The 16,989-nt window shown below is 61.0% G+C and carries 13 protein-coding genes; all 13 read left to right on the top strand.

Going from position 1 to position 16,989, the window contains the following annotated elements:
• Positions 1–19 precede the first annotated feature (19 nt).
• The 13 genes from PY254_RS01510 (at position 20) to PY254_RS01450 (ending at position 16,909) form a co-directional block, all read left to right on the top strand.
• Complete coding sequence (locus PY254_RS01510) at positions 20–1,606, top strand: XrtA system polysaccharide chain length determinant (RefSeq protein WP_281013726.1); 1,587 nt, start codon at positions 20–22, stop codon at positions 1,604–1,606.
• Positions 1,603–2,508 carry an AAA family ATPase gene (locus tag PY254_RS01505; protein WP_281013724.1) on the top strand — a complete coding sequence of 302 codons (906 nt, stop codon included), beginning with the start codon at positions 1,603–1,605 and terminating at the stop codon, positions 2,506–2,508. The genes PY254_RS01510 and PY254_RS01505 overlap by 4 nt, the downstream gene beginning before the upstream one ends.
• A 189-nt stretch (positions 2,509–2,697) precedes the next feature.
• Positions 2,698–4,062: a TIGR03016 family PEP-CTERM system-associated outer membrane protein gene (locus PY254_RS01500; protein ID WP_281013723.1), complete on the top strand. Its 1,365-nt coding sequence runs from the start codon at positions 2,698–2,700 to the stop codon at positions 4,060–4,062.
• Positions 4,063–4,069: 7 nt separating this feature from the next.
• Entirely contained in the window at positions 4,070–5,134 is a 1,065-nt protein-coding gene (locus tag PY254_RS01495; RefSeq protein WP_281013722.1) for an AAA family ATPase, read from the top strand.
• Entirely contained in the window at positions 5,131–6,042 is a 912-nt protein-coding gene (locus tag PY254_RS01490; protein WP_281013721.1) for an XrtA system polysaccharide deacetylase, read from the top strand. The genes PY254_RS01495 and PY254_RS01490 overlap by 4 nt, the downstream gene beginning before the upstream one ends.
• Before the next feature lie 13 nt (positions 6,043–6,055).
• Positions 6,056–7,117, top strand: coding sequence for a FemAB family XrtA/PEP-CTERM system-associated protein (locus PY254_RS01485; RefSeq protein ID WP_281013720.1), 1,062 nt, complete (start codon positions 6,056–6,058; stop codon positions 7,115–7,117).
• A gap of 3 nt (positions 7,118–7,120) precedes the next feature.
• Entirely contained in the window at positions 7,121–8,368 is a 1,248-nt protein-coding gene (locus PY254_RS01480) for a TIGR03087 family PEP-CTERM/XrtA system glycosyltransferase (RefSeq protein WP_281013719.1), read from the top strand.
• A complete protein-coding gene (gene xrtA, locus PY254_RS01475) occupies positions 8,365–9,933 on the top strand; it encodes an exosortase A (protein ID WP_281013718.1) in 1,569 nt (522 codons plus the stop codon). The genes PY254_RS01480 and xrtA overlap by 4 nt, the downstream gene beginning before the upstream one ends.
• Positions 9,930–11,120, top strand: a complete 1,191-nt coding sequence (locus PY254_RS01470) for a TIGR03088 family PEP-CTERM/XrtA system glycosyltransferase (RefSeq protein ID WP_281013717.1) — start codon at positions 9,930–9,932, stop codon at positions 11,118–11,120. Before xrtA ends, PY254_RS01470 begins: the two co-directional genes overlap by 4 nt.
• A 1-nt stretch (position 11,121) precedes the next feature.
• Positions 11,122–13,071: an XrtA/PEP-CTERM system amidotransferase gene (locus PY254_RS01465; RefSeq protein WP_281013716.1), complete on the top strand. Its 1,950-nt coding sequence runs from the start codon at positions 11,122–11,124 to the stop codon at positions 13,069–13,071.
• A 34-nt stretch (positions 13,072–13,105) separates the two neighbouring features.
• The gene (locus tag PY254_RS01460) at positions 13,106–14,416 is read left to right on the top strand and encodes a glycosyltransferase family 4 protein (protein WP_281013715.1); all 1,311 of its coding nucleotides are present in this window, start codon (positions 13,106–13,108) and stop codon (positions 14,414–14,416) included.
• Positions 14,413–15,714, top strand: coding sequence for a TIGR04063 family PEP-CTERM/XrtA system glycosyltransferase (locus PY254_RS01455; protein WP_281013714.1), 1,302 nt, complete (start codon positions 14,413–14,415; stop codon positions 15,712–15,714). The genes PY254_RS01460 and PY254_RS01455 overlap by 4 nt, the downstream gene beginning before the upstream one ends.
• Positions 15,704–16,909, top strand: a complete 1,206-nt coding sequence (locus PY254_RS01450; RefSeq protein WP_281013713.1) for a carboxylate--amine ligase — start codon at positions 15,704–15,706, stop codon at positions 16,907–16,909. Before PY254_RS01455 ends, PY254_RS01450 begins: the two co-directional genes overlap by 11 nt.
• Positions 16,910–16,989: the final 80 nt, after the last annotated feature.

The raw sequence follows: 16,989 nt of genomic DNA, 5'->3' as shown, positions 1-16,989 counted from the left end.
GCCCTCGGAAAAGAACGTAATGCAGAACGAATCATTCGATTTACATGAGCTGTTCCAGACCGTGCTGCTGGAGGCACGCGCCGCATGGCGCTACCGCTGGCGTGCACTGGCTGTGGCTTGGTGCGTGATGATTGCGGGCGCCTTGCTTGTTTTCAGCCTTCCCAACAAGTACGAAGCCAGCGCCCAGGTGTATGCCGACACGGATGCGCTGACCAACCCGCTACTGCGCGGGGTTGCGGTGCAGCCGGACGTTCGCGCGCGCCTGGAGGTGGTTACCCATACGCTGCTGTCGCAGCCCAATCTTGAAACGGTAGCGGACAAGACGGGCTTGTCGGTGCGCGTGTCGACGCCGGCCGGCAAGGACGAATTGCTGCTGCGGTTGGGCAAGGCGGTGCAGATAAAGTCCGCGGGTACGCAGAATCTCTACAATCTCAGCTATAACGATTCCGACCCGCAAATGGCCCAGCGGGTCGTGCAGGCGTTTCTGCAGATCCTGATGAACGATACGGTAGGCGCCAATACCGCTTCGACCACCACGGCGCAGAACTTCCTGGAACAGCAGGTTCAGGATTACGGCAAGCGGCTGAGCGAGGCGGAAACCAAGCTCGCCGACTTCCAGAAAGCCAACGTCGGCTTCATTCCGACCCAGGGCGGCAGCAATTACTTCATGCGGCTGCAGGCTGCCCAGACGCAGTTGCAGGCATTGCAGGCCCAGTACGACACGGCCATTTCCAGCCGCGCGACCACGCAGCAGCAGATGCGCGCGATGGCCACGGGTTCTGCATCCTCGGGCATCGATCCGCGCACCCAGGATGTCGACAGTCAGATCGCGACGTACCAGCAGAAGCTCAGCACGCTGTTGCTGAGCTATACCGACGAATATCCGGACGTGATTTCCACGCGCCGCATGATTGCCCAGCTTCAGGCGCGGCGCGCGGCGCTGCAAAAGAATGTCGCCAGTGGTTCGATGATGGGTGTGGCTTCGGACAATCCGGTGTATCAGGAGATGCAGAAGTCGATGTACACCACCCAGGTCAGCATCCAGACGCTGGCTACCCAGATCGCGCTTCAACAACGGCAGATTTCCGATCTCAAGGGCGGGGCAGACCGGATCACCGACGTGCAGGCCACGTTGCAGCAGTTGACCCGCAACTATGACGTCACCAAGAAGCAGTACGACCAGTTGCTGGAGCGTTTGAACACCGCGCAACTGTCTCAGGACGCCACGCAAAGCGGCAACAACCTGAAGTTCCGCGTGATCAATCCACCGCTGGTGCCGTTGCTGCCGGTGAGCCCGAACCGCGGCGTGCTGCTGCTTCTGGTGTTCGCTTTTGCGCTGGCATCTGGTGCCGGGTTTGGGTATCTGCTGCACAAGTTGACGCCGGTATTCACCAGCCTGAGGGATTTGCAGGCGTACGGCAGCTATCCGGTCATTGGCGCCATCAGTTTGATTGTCTCGGGTGCGCGCGGCTGGCGACAGCGTCGTGATGTCATCGGATTTCTTGCGGGGGCGAGCCTGTTGCCCATGGCACTGGCGTTTGCCTTTGTGTTCAATGGCCAGCTTGCGCGCGTGGTGCAGCAATTATTTGTCATGGGTGGCGCATGAGCATCGTCGAGAAAGCAGTCGCAAAGCTTAAAACCCTGCCGGTAGAGTCGTCCGCTCCGATCCCGGATGAGCCCAGGCCGCAGCAAGCCGTGCCGACCGTAGAGCGTGCCCAGGAACGCGCGCGCGAGTCTGCTCAGCCGGTGATCACGGCGGCGCCGTCGCATGTGGATATCAAAGCACTCAAGCGCATCGGCTTGCTTCCGTCGGACGATGAGGCGGAACGCCAGTTGTCGGATGAATTGCGTTCCGTCAAACGTCCGCTGCTTGCCAACGCGATTGGCAAGGGTTCGGAAACGTTTGCCCGCGGCAAGCGAATCATGGTGACCAGTGCCGAACCCGCGGAGGGCAAGACCTTCACCGCGGTGAATCTGGCCTTGAGTCTGGCGCGCGAGACCGACTACGAAGTGCTGCTGGTCGACGGCGACATACCGAAATCCGACGTTACCCACGCCTTCGGGCTCAGCGAAAAGCCCGGTCTGATGGATCTGGTGGCTGACGAAAGCATGGCTCCTGCTGAGGTCATCTTTCGCACCGATGTGCCGAATCTGCTGGTCGTGCCTGCGGGAAAATACCATCCACTCGCCGCCGAACTGTTCCGCAGCAGGCGCATGGAACACGTGCTGGATGAACTGGATGGCCGTAATCGCCGACGCTTGCTGGTTTTTGATTCGTCGCCGCTGCTGGCAACCTCGGAGTCGCAAGTGCTGGCTTCCCATATGGGCCAGATTGTCATGGTGGTGGCAGCCAGCCGCACTCGTCGGCAGACAGTTACCTCAGCGCTGCGCCGCTTGAACGAGCTTCAATACGTCGGCTTGTTGCTCAACATGAGTCGCCTGCCCGCGGCCGAGAGTTACAACAACAGCCACAGCTACTACCTCAAGGCTCTGAAAGGGGGCGCCTAGATGCGCCCGTTAGTGAGGTCCGCATTGTTTTCATCGCTTGTCCTGAGCGGATGGCTGACGACAGCCGCTGCCCAAAGCGTGGGAGCAGACAATCTCGGTGGTCTGAATTCCGCTCAGGATGGCTCCGTCTCAGACGCCGGCGACGTACCTGTGGGTGTGATTCCGCAACCGAGTGCCGAATCGCCAGGTATGGTTGCGGGCATCACGTTGGGCGAACTTTATACCGATAACCTGACACTCGCGGCCAACGGTTCGCCGCAACAATCAGGTTGGGTTACCCAGGTGCAGCCGTTCTTCAAGTGGGCGCGAAGTGGTCCGCGACTTTCCGGCATGCTTGACTACAAGATGACCGGCTATCTCTACGCAGGTCAATCCCGCTCCAATCAGTTGGCTCACGATCTGAAAACCCGCGCAACCCTGGCCGTTGTTGAACAACATTTGTTTGTCGACGGCATGGCCAGCTATCGACGCGAGCTGATCAACAACGAACTGGCGAGCGGGCAAGGCACGTTCTTTCTGAACAACAACAGCGCCAATGTTGCCACGGCCTCGCTCAGTCCCTACTGGATTCAGGATCTCGGCAATGTTGGCGTGGCAACCTTGCGCTACACCTTTGGTCGCGTGATGTATGACAGTCACGGCATTCCCCAACAAGGCGCCGGCCTGCTGAACGGGCTGACCGATATCACCAGTCAGGGCGTGCAGTTCAACCTGGTGAGTCCCGAGTCTCAAACCCTGGGCTGGAACATTGGCTATTCCGACCAGCGCATCGATCCGGATGTCGGCAACAGCTTCGAATATGCCCTGGCCAAGCTGGGCACCTCCTGGCAAATCAGCAACGCCACCAGGTTGCTCGCCGACGTGGGCAAGGAAACCCGGTTCCTGCCCGATGGCACGTCGCGAAAATGGGGTGCCAGTTTCTGGGATGCCGGCTTCAGCGTATCGAACACGCGCGACCATCTGAAATTGCTGGTCGGACATCGGTTTTACGGACGCAGCTACGAGTTTTCGTGGACGCGCTCGGCAGCGTTGCTGACAACCATGGTCAGCTATGTGGAACAGCCCACCGATCTCAGCCAGCAGTTGCTGGGACAAAACCTCGCACAATCGGCTCCACTGTCTACGGGCATCAACGGGCTTCCATCGCTCAGGCAGCAACAGGTTTACCTGATGAAGCGTGGCTCCGCGTCGGTGGGCTATGAAATGCCTACAGGCAGACTGCAAGTCACGCTATACGACGAGCGGCGCACCTACTTCATCCTGGACAACCACCAGGAAAAGGTGGCGAATGGCAATGTCGACTGGCTGTTCAACATCGGACCGTTCACCACGCTGACACCCACCGTGGGTTGGCAGCGGTATCAGTTTGAAGACGGACAGACTCGCTACAACCGCTACGCGCAAGTGGTGCTGGCGCATCAACTGAATCCCAAGAACTTCGCAGCTTTGCGACTGCGTCATGACTCCAACAACGTCAGCTACGCATTGCCGGTTGTGGGCGCGCGCACGTACGGCGCGAACGTGATTTTCCTGCAGTTGACCCATTTGTTCTGAGATCCGTATGTATCAGGCGTTCTACAAACTTCGCGGCAAACCGTTCCAGTTGACTCCGGACGCAGCCATGCTGTTTCCGAGCAAGGGTCACAAGCGTGCCATGTCCTACCTGCTCTACGGACTGGAGCAGGGCGAGGGCTTTGTGATGATTACCGGTGCAGTCGGTACCGGCAAAACGTTGCTGATCCAGAAGTTGTTCGAAGAACTCACCCATCGCAACATAGCCCGCGCGGGTATTGCCTCGGCCAACCTGGATGGCGAGGACATCCTGCCAGCCGTCGCGTCAGCGTTTGACTTGCCCTACGAGGGTCGCAGCAAGGAATCCTTGCTGCAGGATGTGCGGCGGCACCTCATCCGGTTGCGCGGGCGCTATTCGCATGCCTTGCTGGTGGTGGACGAAGCGCAAACGCTCACTTCGACCGCGCTGGAAATGTTGCGCATATTGTCGAATTTCGAGGTTGACGGTCAGGCGTTGCTGCAGGTTTTTCTGATCGGTCAGGCCGAACTGCAGGCCACCATCGTCAACAACCATATGGAACAGTTGCGGCAGCGGATCATTGCCTCGCACAAACTCGATCCGATGGGTGTGGAAGAGTGCCGCGAATATATCCTGCACCGCTTGCATGCGGTGGGCTGGGATCACGACCCGGAGCTGGCACCCGAGATTTTCCCCGGCGTGCATCAGGCAGGTCGTGGTATCCCGCGCAAGGTCAACCTGATCATGGACCGCCTGCTGCTGCACGGGTACCTGGAAGAACTGCACAGCCTGGACCAGACAGCACTCAACGTCGTGCTCGATGAAATCGAGGACGAGATGGCCGACGTGCCACAGACGCTGGAAGGTCCCGTCATCACCCAGCGCCAGGAACCCGAAGTGGTCGCTGCCCCTACCCAGCGCGACGTCGGCTTTACCGAGCTTGATCTCAAGCAACGCAACAACATCCTGTTGCAGTTGATGCATGAGAACATCCAGCTCAGGGAGATGCTGAAAACCGCGCCTGCGTCAGCGTCGTTCAGGGGTGACGAGGCGTCCAACCTCGACGACGGACGATCCAGGCGCAAGCACAAATGAGCTCGCTGTCGCCGCTAGCCGAGCCGATCATCAACGCCATGACGGTGGACGTCGAGGACTACTTCCAGGTCTCCGCTTTCGAAAAATGCATTGCGCGCGAGGATTGGCCGCAATGGCCGGTGCGCGTTGAAGACAATACCCGGCGCGTACTGGATTTGTTCGCGCGTCATCAGGTACACGCGACCTTCTTCATCCTTGGCTGGGTGGCCGAGCGCTTCCCGGCCTTGATGCGTGACATCAACGCAGCCGGCCATGAAGTGGCAAGCCACGGCTTCGGTCACGAGCGACTGACCACGCTGACGCCCGACCAGTTTCGCGACGGAATTGTACGTACGAAGCATTTGCTGGAAGACCTGACCGGTGCTGCGGTGGTTGGTTACCGCGCGCCGAGTTACTCCGTCGGCCCCGGAACCCTCTGGGCCCACCAGGAATTGCGCGAAGCCGGTTATCGCTACAGTTCCAGCATCGTGCCGCTGCATCACGACTTGTACGGCATGCCAGAGGCGCCGCGATTCGCCTTTTTCGCCGAGCCTTCGGGGCTGCTGGAGATTCCGGTAACCACCGCGCAGCGCTGGCGACGCAACTGGCCTTGCGGTGGCGGCGGGTATTTTCGCCTGCTGCCCTACGCGTTGTTCAAGCGCGGCCTGCGTCACGTGAACGAGCAGGAACAAGCTTCGGGTGTGTTCTATTTCCATCCGTGGGAAGTCGATCCGCAGCAGCCGCGCGTTCCGGGCGTCACGCTGAAAAACCGCGTGCGGCACTATCTGAATTTGACGCGCACGGTGCCCCGACTCGAACAATTGATGCACGACTTCCGGTTCGATCGCATGGACCGGATATTTCTCGCCGAAGGGCATGCCGACTATCCCTCGGTGGCGTTGCAGGCCACCGAACGCGGCGCCGACTGAAGGATCAAAGGACATGCTGGATCAAGCGGACGACAGTCGTTCTGCCGACACTTGCGCCATCAAGCGTCTGGGTATCGGTGAAGAAACACGCTGGGATGCATTCGCGCAGAACGCGCCGCAGGCCACGTTTTTCCATCGTGCGGCCTGGCGCAACATCATCGAGCAGCAGCTAGGGCACCGCTGCCACTACCTGTACGCGGAGCGCGACGGCGTAATCACCGGCGTACTGCCGCTGGCGGAAATACGCAGTCGGCTGTTCGGTCACTCGTTGATTTCCACGCCGCTCTGCGTGTACGGCGGCATCGTGGCGGATGACGCGGAGAGTGAAGCGCAACTTACGCGCGCCGCCACTGCGCTGGCCGATGAACTGCGCGTGGACTATCTCGAATTGCGTGATCGTGAGTTGCGCCACGCGGACTGGCCGGTCAAAGAGTTGTACGTCAGCTTCCGCAAGACGATTGATCCGGACCACGAAACGAACATGAAGGCGATCCCGCGCAAGCAGCGCGCGATGGTGCGCAAGGGCATTACGCTGGGCCTTGAGGCTAGGCACGACGCTACGGTTGCCGAGTTCTATCGGGTCTACGCCGAAAGCGTGCGTAATCTGGGTACGCCCGTGTTGTCGCGCAAGTACTACCTGCGCCTGAAAGAAGTCTTCGGCGACGATTGCGAAATTACCGTCGTCACTCATCAGGGACAGCCAGTGGCCGCGGTGATGAGTCTGTACTACCGCGACGAAGTGCATCCCTATTACGGCGGCAGCGTGGCGCGCGGCCGTGATCTGGCGGCGAACGATTTCATGTACTGGTCGGTGATGCAGCGCGCGGTGGATCGCGGCGCGCGGGTGTTCGACTTCGGCCGCAGCAAGCAGGGTACCGGTTCGTATAACTTCAAGAAGCATTGGGGCTTCGAGCCGCAGCCGTTGCCCTATGCCTACCATCTGGTGGGCGCCAGCGAAGTGCCCAATCTCAGTCCCACGAACCGCAAGTACAGCCTGTTCATCAAGGCCTGGCAGCGTCTGCCGTTGCCGGTCAGTTGCGCGGTGGGCCCCTGGCTCGCGCGGGATCTGGTGTAGCGCATGCGCTCGGTACTGTTGCTCTGTCACCGCCTGCCCTGGCCGCCCAGCAAGGGCGACAAAATTCGCTCGTTCCATGTTTTGCGCCGGCTCGCAGAACACTATCGCGTGTACCTCGGCACCTTCGTGGATGATCCTCACGATTGGCAGTACCTTGCGCCGGTCGAGAGCCTTTGCGCCGAGGTCTGTGTGCGACCGTTGTCGCCCTGGTCAGTGCGTTGGCGGGCGCTGGGTTCGTTGCTCCGGGGTGAGCCGCTGACGATCGGCGCTTACCGCGACCGTGTGATGAGGCGCTGGATCGAAGGCCTGTTGGCCGAGCACAAGATTGACTTGGTGGTGTGCTATTCGTCCGGCGTGGCGCCGCTCGTGATGGAACACTCCGAACTGCGGCGGATCATGGATTTCGTCGATGTGGATTCGGACAAGTGGCGGCAATACGCGCACGCCCATCGCGGCGTCAAGCGCATGATTTATCAGCGCGAAGCCAGGCGACTGGCCCAGTTCGAGCGCGCGGTGGCCGAAGCGTTTGACGCCAGCGTGCTGGTCTCGGAAACGGAAGCGGCATTCTTTCGCAAGCAGGTGCCTGGCGCTGCCGCCAAGATCCATGGCATTCCCAATGGTGTCGACGGCGCGTATTGGGACCCCGCGCAGACGCACGCGAACCCTTACCGCTCAGCCGAGCAGGTCGTGGTGTTCGTTGGTGCGATGGATTACCGCGCCAACGTTCACGCGGTGCAATGGTTCGCGCGCGAAGTCTGGCCGCAGGTTATTTCTCGCTGCCCGGGTGCGCGCTTCTACATCGTGGGTAGCAAGCCGACCGCGGCCGTCCATGCCTTGGCGCAGATCGAAGGCATTACCGTGACCGGGCGCGTCGACGATGTACGGCCATACGTGGCACACGCGCATGCCGTAGCGGCGCCGTTGCGTATTGCGCGCGGTATTCAGAACAAGGTGCTGGAAGCGCTGGCCATGGAGAAGGTCGTGCTGGCAACACCGGAAGCGTGGGAGGGCATCGAAGATTTTGAAGGACGGCAGGGTTGCATCAGCGACTCGCCCGCGGACATGGCCACCGAAGCACTGCGTTGGTTGGGCATGCCGGAGATCACGCGCGTGCCGGCGGCCCGCGCACTGGTGCTGTCGCGCTTTGACTGGGTCGGCAATCTGGACACTTACGAACGGGTGCTCGCCGATGCAGTGCCCGCCGCCGCCGTCCATACTGGCGGCACTGCCGGTTTGGAGGTATGCCCGTGAATCACGTGCCGCCCGACAATGCCGCCCGTACCACGGGCATTTCCGGCTGGACCCTGGCCACCGTCGCGTTCGGCCTTGCGGTTGCCGTCTTGCTGTTCTGCTACTGGCAGGCGGTGGTCTCGCTGGTGTCAGTCTGGGATCACGACGGCACCTACCAGTACGCGTTCCTGATTCCGCCCTTGAGCCTGTGGGTAGCGTTCGATCTGCGCGGCAAAGTGCGCGCCCATCCACCCATGCCCAGTGCATGGGGTTTGCTTGCGGTAGCGGGTCTGGTGTTTGTCTGGTACGCCGGCCATCTGCTTGACGTCAATCTTTTGCAGCATGTGGCGATAGTGGCGTTGATTCCCGCGCTGGTACTGGGGTGCTGGGGTTGGCGAGCGCTGTGGGTGTTGGCCTTCCCGCTCGCCTATCTGGTGGTTTTCGCGGTGCCGTGGGGTGATGGACTGGTGGGTCCCTTGCAGGACATCACCGCGCATTTCGCGGTGCACGCGCTGGGCTTGACCGGCACGCCGGCGCTGCTCAACGGCAGGGAGATCACCACGCCGGCGGCAACCTGGATGGTGGCGGATGCTTGCAGCGGCGTGAAATTCTTCATCGCCTGCGGCGCACTCGGTTGTCTGTATGCCTACTTGATGTACCAGCGCTGGCGAAAGCGCGTGGTGTTTGTGCTGCTGGCCGCCATCGTGCCAATCATTGCAAACGGCCTGCGCGTGTATTTCACCATCTTGATCGGCGACACCTGGGGCCTGCATTACGCGACCGGGCTGGACCACCTGATTTTCGGCTGGCAGTTCTTCGGCACGGTGCTGGTGTTGTTGTTGCTGGTCGGCTGGTTTTTCCGCGACCCCGTGGACGCGCGTGAGCCAGCTTCTGCCAATGACAGCAGGCCGACCGGCCCGCGCATGACGGTTTGGCCGGCCGTGATCGTGCTGTTGATCATTGGCCCGGTATTGGCAGCCAGCGTCTCGTTGCCCACGCCGGTGGGCGAGCTGCAGGTGACCGCGCCGAACCTTGCAGGCTGGAGTGCGGCGCAAGCGGCAGCAGACAACTGGCACCCGAACTTCAGCGGGGCGGCCGGACAGGTAAAGGCAGCTTATCGCGCGAACACTGGAGATCAGGTGGTCGAGCTGTTCCATGCCGTCTACACCGGCAAGCCGCGTCGCGGGCACACCTTGATCACCTTCGAAAACCAGCTCTTCGACTCGACGCGGGCGCACATACTCAGTAGCGCCAGCCGTCCGATCCTTCTGGCCGATGGGCGAGCTCTGACCGCCGGCGAATTGCGGCTGAGTGGCGAGACTGATTCGCGGCTCGTCTGGTTCTGGTATTGCGTGGACCAGCGCTGCACCCGCTCACCGATGGTCACCAAGTTGCTGCAAGCGTGGGACGTGCTGCGAGGGGATGTGCCGCAATCCTCGGTGTGGGCATTGTCATCGTCGGTTGGCGCCGGCGGTGTCGAGCGAGTGCAGGCGAACCTGCGTGCCTTTGCGCAAGCGCTTCCGGCGCAAACCATGGTCGAGCCGCAGACCACGCATGCACCCGCCGCCGCCGAGAACAAGCCGTGAAAGAGAAGCCCTTGATCGTGCACGTGCTCTACCGGCTGGATACCGGTGGCATGGAGCGCATCGTGGTTTCGCTGATCAATGCGACTGCTGATCGCTATCGGCACGCCGTGATTGCCTTGACCGGCTTTGGCGCTTTGCGCGACGAAATCGAAGGCGTGGTTACCGAGTGCGTGTCGCTCGAAAAGAAGCCGGGCAAGGATTGGGCCTGCCATGGACGACTGTGGCGCGCACTGCGCGCGCTGAAACCGGATCTGGTGCAGACCTATAACATCGGCACTCTGGATATGGCGTTGGCCGTGAAGCTCGCCGGTGTCCGTCACCTGGTCCACGCCGAACACGGACGGGATGCGACTGATCCGCAAGGTGAAAATCCCACGTACCTGCGGCTGCGTCGCTGGATGGCACCGTTGATTGATCGCTACGTTGCCGTGTCTGCCGACCTGCAGAGCTGGCTTGTCGATCATGCGCGGATTCGACCATCCAAGGTTGTCTATATCGCGAACGGCATTGACGCCATGGCGTTCGATGAGCCGCGCGTCGCGTTTGCGCCACGTCGTTTGCTGGGCGACTTTGCGCCGCCGGAAAGCGTGCTCATCGCACATGTTGCGCGGCTCGACAAAGTCAAAGATCAAGCCGGCTTGATCACGGCGTTCAAGTATCTGCGTGAAGAAGCCGGCTATCCTTCCTGCCGCTTGATCATCGCCGGAGCGGGGCCACAGCGCGAGGCCCTGGAACGACAAATTGTTGAACTGGGCTTGGTGGATGCGGTGCGCCTGCTCGGCAATCGCAACGACGTGGCAGAACTGCTGGCCGAATCTGATGTGTTTGTGCTGTCGTCCATCGCCGAGGGCATGCCGGTCACCTTGATGGAAGCCATGGCAGCCGGGCTGCCGGTAGTTGCAACCAAGGTCGGTGGCATTGCCTCGGTGGTTGAAGACCAGGTAACCGGCACGCTGGTACCGGCCAGCGATCCACGCGCCTTGGCTGCGGCCATGAGCACCTATGTTGCAGACGCCACCTTGCGTCGGCGGCATGGCGATGCGGGCATCGCTCGGGTCGCCGAAAAATTCAGTTTGAACGCCATGGTCGCCGCATACGTCGCGTTGTACGACGGCCTGCTCGGTCGTCGGTCACATACGACGGCTTCGCGTATCGTGTCCGGGCTGGCTGAGCACAAGGAGAGTTGAGATGTGCGGTCTGGCAGGAATCGTGTTGGGTCACCAGGGCCATCCGGATGAGCAGACGCTGCTGGCGATGCGTGACGTGCAACGTCATCGCGGCCCCGACGAAGCCGGCATCTATCTGGCCGAAGGTGTGGGGCTGGCGCATCGCCGCTTGTCGATCATTGATCTGACCCACGGCCAGCAACCGATGGTGGATGAGCAGGCCGGTCTGGCGCTTATCTACAACGGCGAGTTGTACAACTTCGTATCGCTCAGGGCGGAATTGGAAGCGCTGGGTATCGTCTTCGCCAGTCATGGCGATACCGAAGTTGTTTTACGCGCGTGGCAACAATGGGGGGAGGCGTGCTTGTCACGCTTCGTCGGCATGTTTGCGTTTGCCATCTGGAACATGCGCACCCAGCGGGTCTTGCTGGCGCGCGATCAGATCGGTATCAAGCCACTCCATTACGGCTTCACCCAAGCCGGCGACCTGGTGTTTGCTTCCGAACTGAAGGGCTTGCTGGCGCACCCCGAGCTTGAACGCAAGCTCGACCCGCAGGCGCTGGAAGACTATCTGGCGTTTGGCTACGTGCCCGATCCCAAGTGCATCTATCAGGGCATCTTCAAGCTGCCGCCGGGACACTGGCTGAGCTGGCATGCGGGCGAACCGGTGCCGCTGACCCATCAGTATTGGGACGTCCCATTCAATACCGATCCGCGCATGGGTGAAGCCGAGGCATCCGCAAAACTGCGCGCGCTGCTGGACGATGCCGTATCCAGCCAGATGGTCGCCGACGTGCCGCTCGGCGCATTTCTTTCCGGTGGCGTGGATTCCAGCGCTGTCGTTGCCAGCATGACTCGGATAGCCGCCGAACCGGTCAATACCTGTTCCATCGGATTTGACCATGCCGGGTTTGATGAAACCGCCTATGCGCGACAGGTCGCCAAGCACCTGAACACGCGGCACTTCGAAGAGCGCGTCAGTTCCGAGGATTACGATTTTCTGGACATGCTGGCCGGCATGTACGACGAACCGTTCGCCGACAGCTCTGCGCTGCCCACGTGGCGCGTCTGCCAACTGGCGCGCAAGCACGTCACGGTCGCGCTCTCCGGTGACGGCGGTGACGAGAATTTCGCCGGCTACCGGCGCTATCGCCTGCACGCGTGGGAAAGTGCCTTGCGCGCGCGTCTGCCACTGGCGGTGCGAAAGCCGCTGTTCGGACTATTGGGAAAGATCTATCCCAAGGCGGATTGGGCGCCGCGTCCGCTGCGCGCCAAAACCACGTTCCAGGCGCTGGCCTGTGACGATGTGGAAGCCTATTTCCGCAGTGTCAGCATCACCTCGACAGCGATGCGTCAGCAGCTCTACAGCGATTCTTTCAAAAGCGAACTTCAGGGTTACAACGCACTCTCGGTGTTTCGTGGCCATGCGCAGCACGCGCCGACTCAACATCCGCTGTCGCTGGCGCAATACCTGGACCTCAAGACCTGGCTTCCTGGTGACATCCTGACCAAGGTCGATCGCGCGAGCATGGCGAACAGCCTCGAAGTGCGCGTGCCGCTACTCGATCATCGGATGGTTGAATGGGCTTCCTCATTGCCGCCCGCGTTGAAGCTCAAAGGCGGCATCGGCAAGTACATTTTCAAGAAGGCGCTTGAAGCCGATTTGCCGCATGACGTGCTCTATCGAACCAAGATGGGTTTCAGCGTGCCGCTGGCGGCATGGCTGCGGGGACCGCTGGCAAAGCGTGTTCGCGATGCGCTACTCGATGGCGCCGTGGCCAGGTCCGGATATTTCGATCCGAACATGCTGGGCAAGCTGGTGCGGGAGCACACGGAAGGACGGCGCGATCACAGCGCGACGCTGTGGAGCCTGCTGATGCTTGATGCGTTCCTGCGCCGTATGCAGGAGCCCGCTGTGGCGACTCCAGCCCAGCCGCCGAGCAAGGTCTCGCCGGCCGGATCATTGGCATGAGTTGCCGGTTTTTGTTGCCGCACGGAGTCTTGTCGTGACGGTGGTGACGACCCACGCCGCTGCTGCCGGGACGCTGCCGGTGGCGACACCGGTGAGCGCGTCGCAAGCGGGTGTCGAGGTCAAACAATTCGGCGAACGCAAGATTCGCCTGTTGGTGCTCAGCAGTCTGTATCCGAACGCCATACAGCCGCGCCACGGCGTATTTGTCGAAGAACGCTTGCGTCACCTGGTGGCTTCCGGTCGCATTGCCGCCACCGTCATCGCGCCAGTACCCTGGTTTCCCTTCCGAAATCCAGCGTTCGGGGCATACGCAAAATACGCCGCGGTACCTGACGTCGAAGAACGCCACGGCATCAAGATTCTGCATCCTCGCTATCCGGTACTTCCAAAAATCGGCATGAGCATCGCGCCGTTCTTGATGTATCGCGCGCTACTTCCGATGTTGCGGAAACTGCAGGCCGAAGGCAACGAATTCGATCTTATCGACGCGCACTATTTCTATCCCGACGGTGTGGCGGCTGCACGCCTGGGTGCAGCCGTCGGCAAACCGGTAACGATCACCGCACGCGGCAGCGATGTCACCTGGATACCGCGCTTCCGCCGACCGCGGCGGCAGATCCAGGAAGCCGCACGATGTGCGGCAGCCATGCTGACTGTGTCGCAATCGCTGAAAGACGGATTGATCGCCCTTGGCGCGAATCCCGAGAAGGTTACGGTTTTACGCAACGGTGTTGACCTCGCATGTTTTGCGCCGCGCGAGCGTGCCGGGATACGAGCCAGCATGGGTTTGCAGGGGTCAGTCTGGTTGACCGTGGGTAATCTGGTTGAACTGAAGGGTGTAGACATCGTCATCAAAGCGCTCGCGCAGGTGCCGGATACCACGCTGTTGATCGCTGGCGATGGACCAGAGCATCACAGCTTGCTGGGGCTGGCCGAACGACTTGGTCTGGCTACGCGAGTTCGTTTCCTGGGGGCCATTCCCAAGACGAATTTGTGCGATTACTACAATGCAGCCGATGTGATGATGCTCGCCTCCAGCCGCGAAGGCATGCCCAACGTAGTGCTTGAGGCGATGGCGTGCGGCACGCCGGTGGTGGCCACGCCAGTTGGCGGCATACCCGAATTGATCACGGCTCCCGAAGCGGGGGAATTGATGCGAGAACGCAGTCCGGAATCACTGGTGCGAGCATGGAATACGTTGCAGGCGCGCCAGCCCGATCGGGCCGTCACGCGACAATTTGCAGAGTGCCTCGGATGGCAGCCTGTTATCGAGGCACAATGCGCGTTGTATGCGCGCGTGCTCTCGCCGGGTGCTGACGATGCAAAAACGGGATCAGCAGCATGAGTGACACATTGGACGTTTTACCCAACCACGTTACCCAATCAACGGCCACAGACCGGCCGTTGCGCATCCTGCACGTGCTTGATCATTCGTTGCCGCTGCATAGCGGATATACGTTTCGCACGCTTTCCATCCTTGGCCAGCAACGCGCCATGGGATGGCAGACGTTCCACGTGACCGGTCCCAAGCAGGGGAGTGGTCAGCAGCGCGAGGAACATATCGACGAATGGACTTTTCATCGCACGCCGCCAGCATCGGGACTGCTGTCGAAGTTGCCCATCGTGGAATACCGCTACCTGATGCGTGCGTTGCAGGCGCGGCTGACTGAAGTGGTGGAAGCAGTTCGCCCCGACATCATTCACGCGCACTCGCCGGTGCTGAACGCGCTGCCGGCGCTTGCAGTGGGTCGTTCCACTGGCATTCCGGTGGTCTATGAAGTTCGTGCGTTCTGGGAAGATGCGGCAGTCGATCAGGGCACGGCGCGCGAATGGGGACCACGATACCGTTTGACGAGGGCGCTGGAGACTCGGGCGTTGAAGCGGGCAGATGCCGTGACCACCATTTGTGACGGCTTGCGCGGCGACATGTTGAAGCGCGGCATTGCTGCCGACAAGATCACGGTGATCCCCAACGCGGTGAATCTATCCGAGTTCCGCTTCACGGCAACCGCCGATCCGCAATTGCTGCAGCAATACGGACTCACGCGTGGCAACACGCTGGGGTTTGCCGGCTCGTTCTATGCCTACGAAGGGCTGGATCTGCTGCTGCGCGCCATGCCTGCTGTGATCAGTGCGGTACCGAAAGCGCGCCTGTTGTTGCTGGGTGGTGGGCCCCAGGAGGCTGCTCTGCGCGCCCTCGCGGCTGAGCTTGGTCTGGATCATGTCGTGCACTTCACCGGCCGCGTGCCGCACAGTGAAATGACGCGTTACTACAGCGCCATGGATGTGATGGTCTATCCCCGGACATCGATGCGGCTGACCGATCTGGTGACGCCGCTCAAACCGCTTGAGGCGATGGCCATGGGCAAACTGGTCGTGGCCTCGGATGTGGGTGGCCACAAGGAGTTGATACGCGACAGTCACAATGGACACCTCTTTCCGGCCGGTTCGTTTGAGGCGCTGGCGCGTTGCCTGATCAAGCAATTGCAGACTCCGGAGGCTTGGCCTGAAGTCATCGCCAATGGACAGGCGTATGTCGCCAACGAGCGCAACTGGCAAGCAAGTGCAGCACGCTACCGTGAGGTTTATGCCCATGCGCTAGAGCGTGCCCGGCTGAGGCGAGGAGGATCTGATGGCCGTTAATACACCAGCCGTGGTGCTGGGTGCCGGAATCAACGGTGTGGGCGTGGCACGCAGTCTGGCCAGTGCGGGCGTGCCGGTCTGGTTGTTGGATTCCGACGCGCGACGCCCGGAAATGCATACCCGTGCTGCAAAGCCGGTGATGGTGCGTTCCCTGCATGGGGAGACGCTGGTTGAAGAATTGACATACATCGCCACGACGCACTTTGCAGGCACGCGTCCAGTGTTGTTCCTGACTCAGGAGGAAAGCGTCAAGACGGTTTCGCACCATCGCGACCAATTATCCGCTCTGTACCGTTTCAGTCTGCCGACCATCGGCTTGGTGGATGCACTGCAACACAAGGAAGGCTTTCAACGTCTCGCCGAACGACTAGGTAGTCCCATTCCACCACTGGTCCACGTCTGCTCGCTGGCGGATCTTCCGGCGATCGAGAGCCTGCGTTATCCGGTGGTGATCAAGCCCGGCGTGCGACACACCGAATATTCCAGGCAGTTCAAGAAAGCTTATCGCGCGGATAGTGCTGAAGCTGCGGCTGAGTTGATTCGCCGCATTCTGACGGTCATGTCCGATGTGGTTGTGCAGGAGTGGATCGAGGGGCCGGATTCAAGCATCTACTTTTGCCTGCAGTACGTCGGGCGCCAGGGGCGCGTCGTCGCGTCATTCACGGGCCAAAAAATCCGTTCATGGCCACCGCAGGTTGGCGGCACCGCGAGCTGCGTGTCTGCCCCGGAAGTCCATGAAAAGCTCTCCGCCATGACTGCAGAATTCTTTCAGGCCGCGGGCGTTATCGGCATGGCCAGCATGGAATACAAGCGCGACGTGCGCACCAACGAATTCCTGATGGTGGAGCCTACGGTGGGGCGCACGGACTATCAGGAAGAAGTGGCAACCTTGAATGGTGTCAATCTGCCGTATGCGGCGTGGTGTTCCGAGCTCGATCATGTTGTCCCCGAACCTGTTTTGAACGACCGCCCGGTGGTCTGGCGGGTGCGCTCCGAGGATATGCAGTCAGCGGCGGCACAGGGCCAGTCGCTCATGCAAGGCTATCCGCGTGGCAGTCGTGTGACCGATGCACTGTGGCGTTGGGAGGATCCGATGCCGTCTCTATGGGAAAACGGGCGACGCGTGCGAGATGCACTACACCGTCGAACCTCGAAAATGCTGGGTGGGTCGTCAATTAAAGGGAGCAAGTCGTGAGTGTCTTCGCCAGATTTTTCCGTGGAAGGCGGATGCACGCCCCAATCGACGCGCGCCAGGGTCTGCAAGCTGCCGCTGAA

The sequence above is a fragment of the Rhodanobacter sp. AS-Z3 genome (assembly GCF_029224025.1).
Taxonomy (GTDB): Bacteria; Pseudomonadota; Gammaproteobacteria; order Xanthomonadales; family Rhodanobacteraceae; genus Rhodanobacter.
Note: the sequence above shows the minus strand (reverse complement) of the source record. Positions and strands in the feature narration are given on the sequence as shown.

Excerpts from the sequence above, each read along its gene's own strand:
- PY254_RS01505 (WP_281013724.1), top strand. The coding sequence starts at position 1,603 with ATGAGCATCGTCGAGAAAGCAGTCGCAAAGCTTAAAACCCTGCCGGTA.
- PY254_RS01485 (WP_281013720.1), top strand. The coding sequence starts at position 6,056 with ATGCTGGATCAAGCGGACGACAGTCGTTCTGCCGACACTTGCGCCATC.
- PY254_RS01510 (WP_281013726.1), top strand. The coding sequence starts at position 20 with ATGCAGAACGAATCATTCGATTTACATGAGCTGTTCCAGACCGTGCTG.
- PY254_RS01465 (WP_281013716.1), top strand. The coding sequence starts at position 11,122 with ATGTGCGGTCTGGCAGGAATCGTGTTGGGTCACCAGGGCCATCCGGAT.
- PY254_RS01490 (WP_281013721.1), top strand. The coding sequence starts at position 5,131 with ATGAGCTCGCTGTCGCCGCTAGCCGAGCCGATCATCAACGCCATGACG.
- PY254_RS01450 (WP_281013713.1), top strand. The coding sequence starts at position 15,704 with ATGGCCGTTAATACACCAGCCGTGGTGCTGGGTGCCGGAATCAACGGT.
- PY254_RS01495 (WP_281013722.1), top strand. The coding sequence starts at position 4,070 with ATGTATCAGGCGTTCTACAAACTTCGCGGCAAACCGTTCCAGTTGACT.
- PY254_RS01455 (WP_281013714.1), top strand. The coding sequence starts at position 14,413 with ATGAGTGACACATTGGACGTTTTACCCAACCACGTTACCCAATCAACG.
- PY254_RS01480 (WP_281013719.1), top strand. The coding sequence starts at position 7,121 with ATGCGCTCGGTACTGTTGCTCTGTCACCGCCTGCCCTGGCCGCCCAGC.
- PY254_RS01500 (WP_281013723.1), top strand. The coding sequence starts at position 2,698 with ATGGTTGCGGGCATCACGTTGGGCGAACTTTATACCGATAACCTGACA.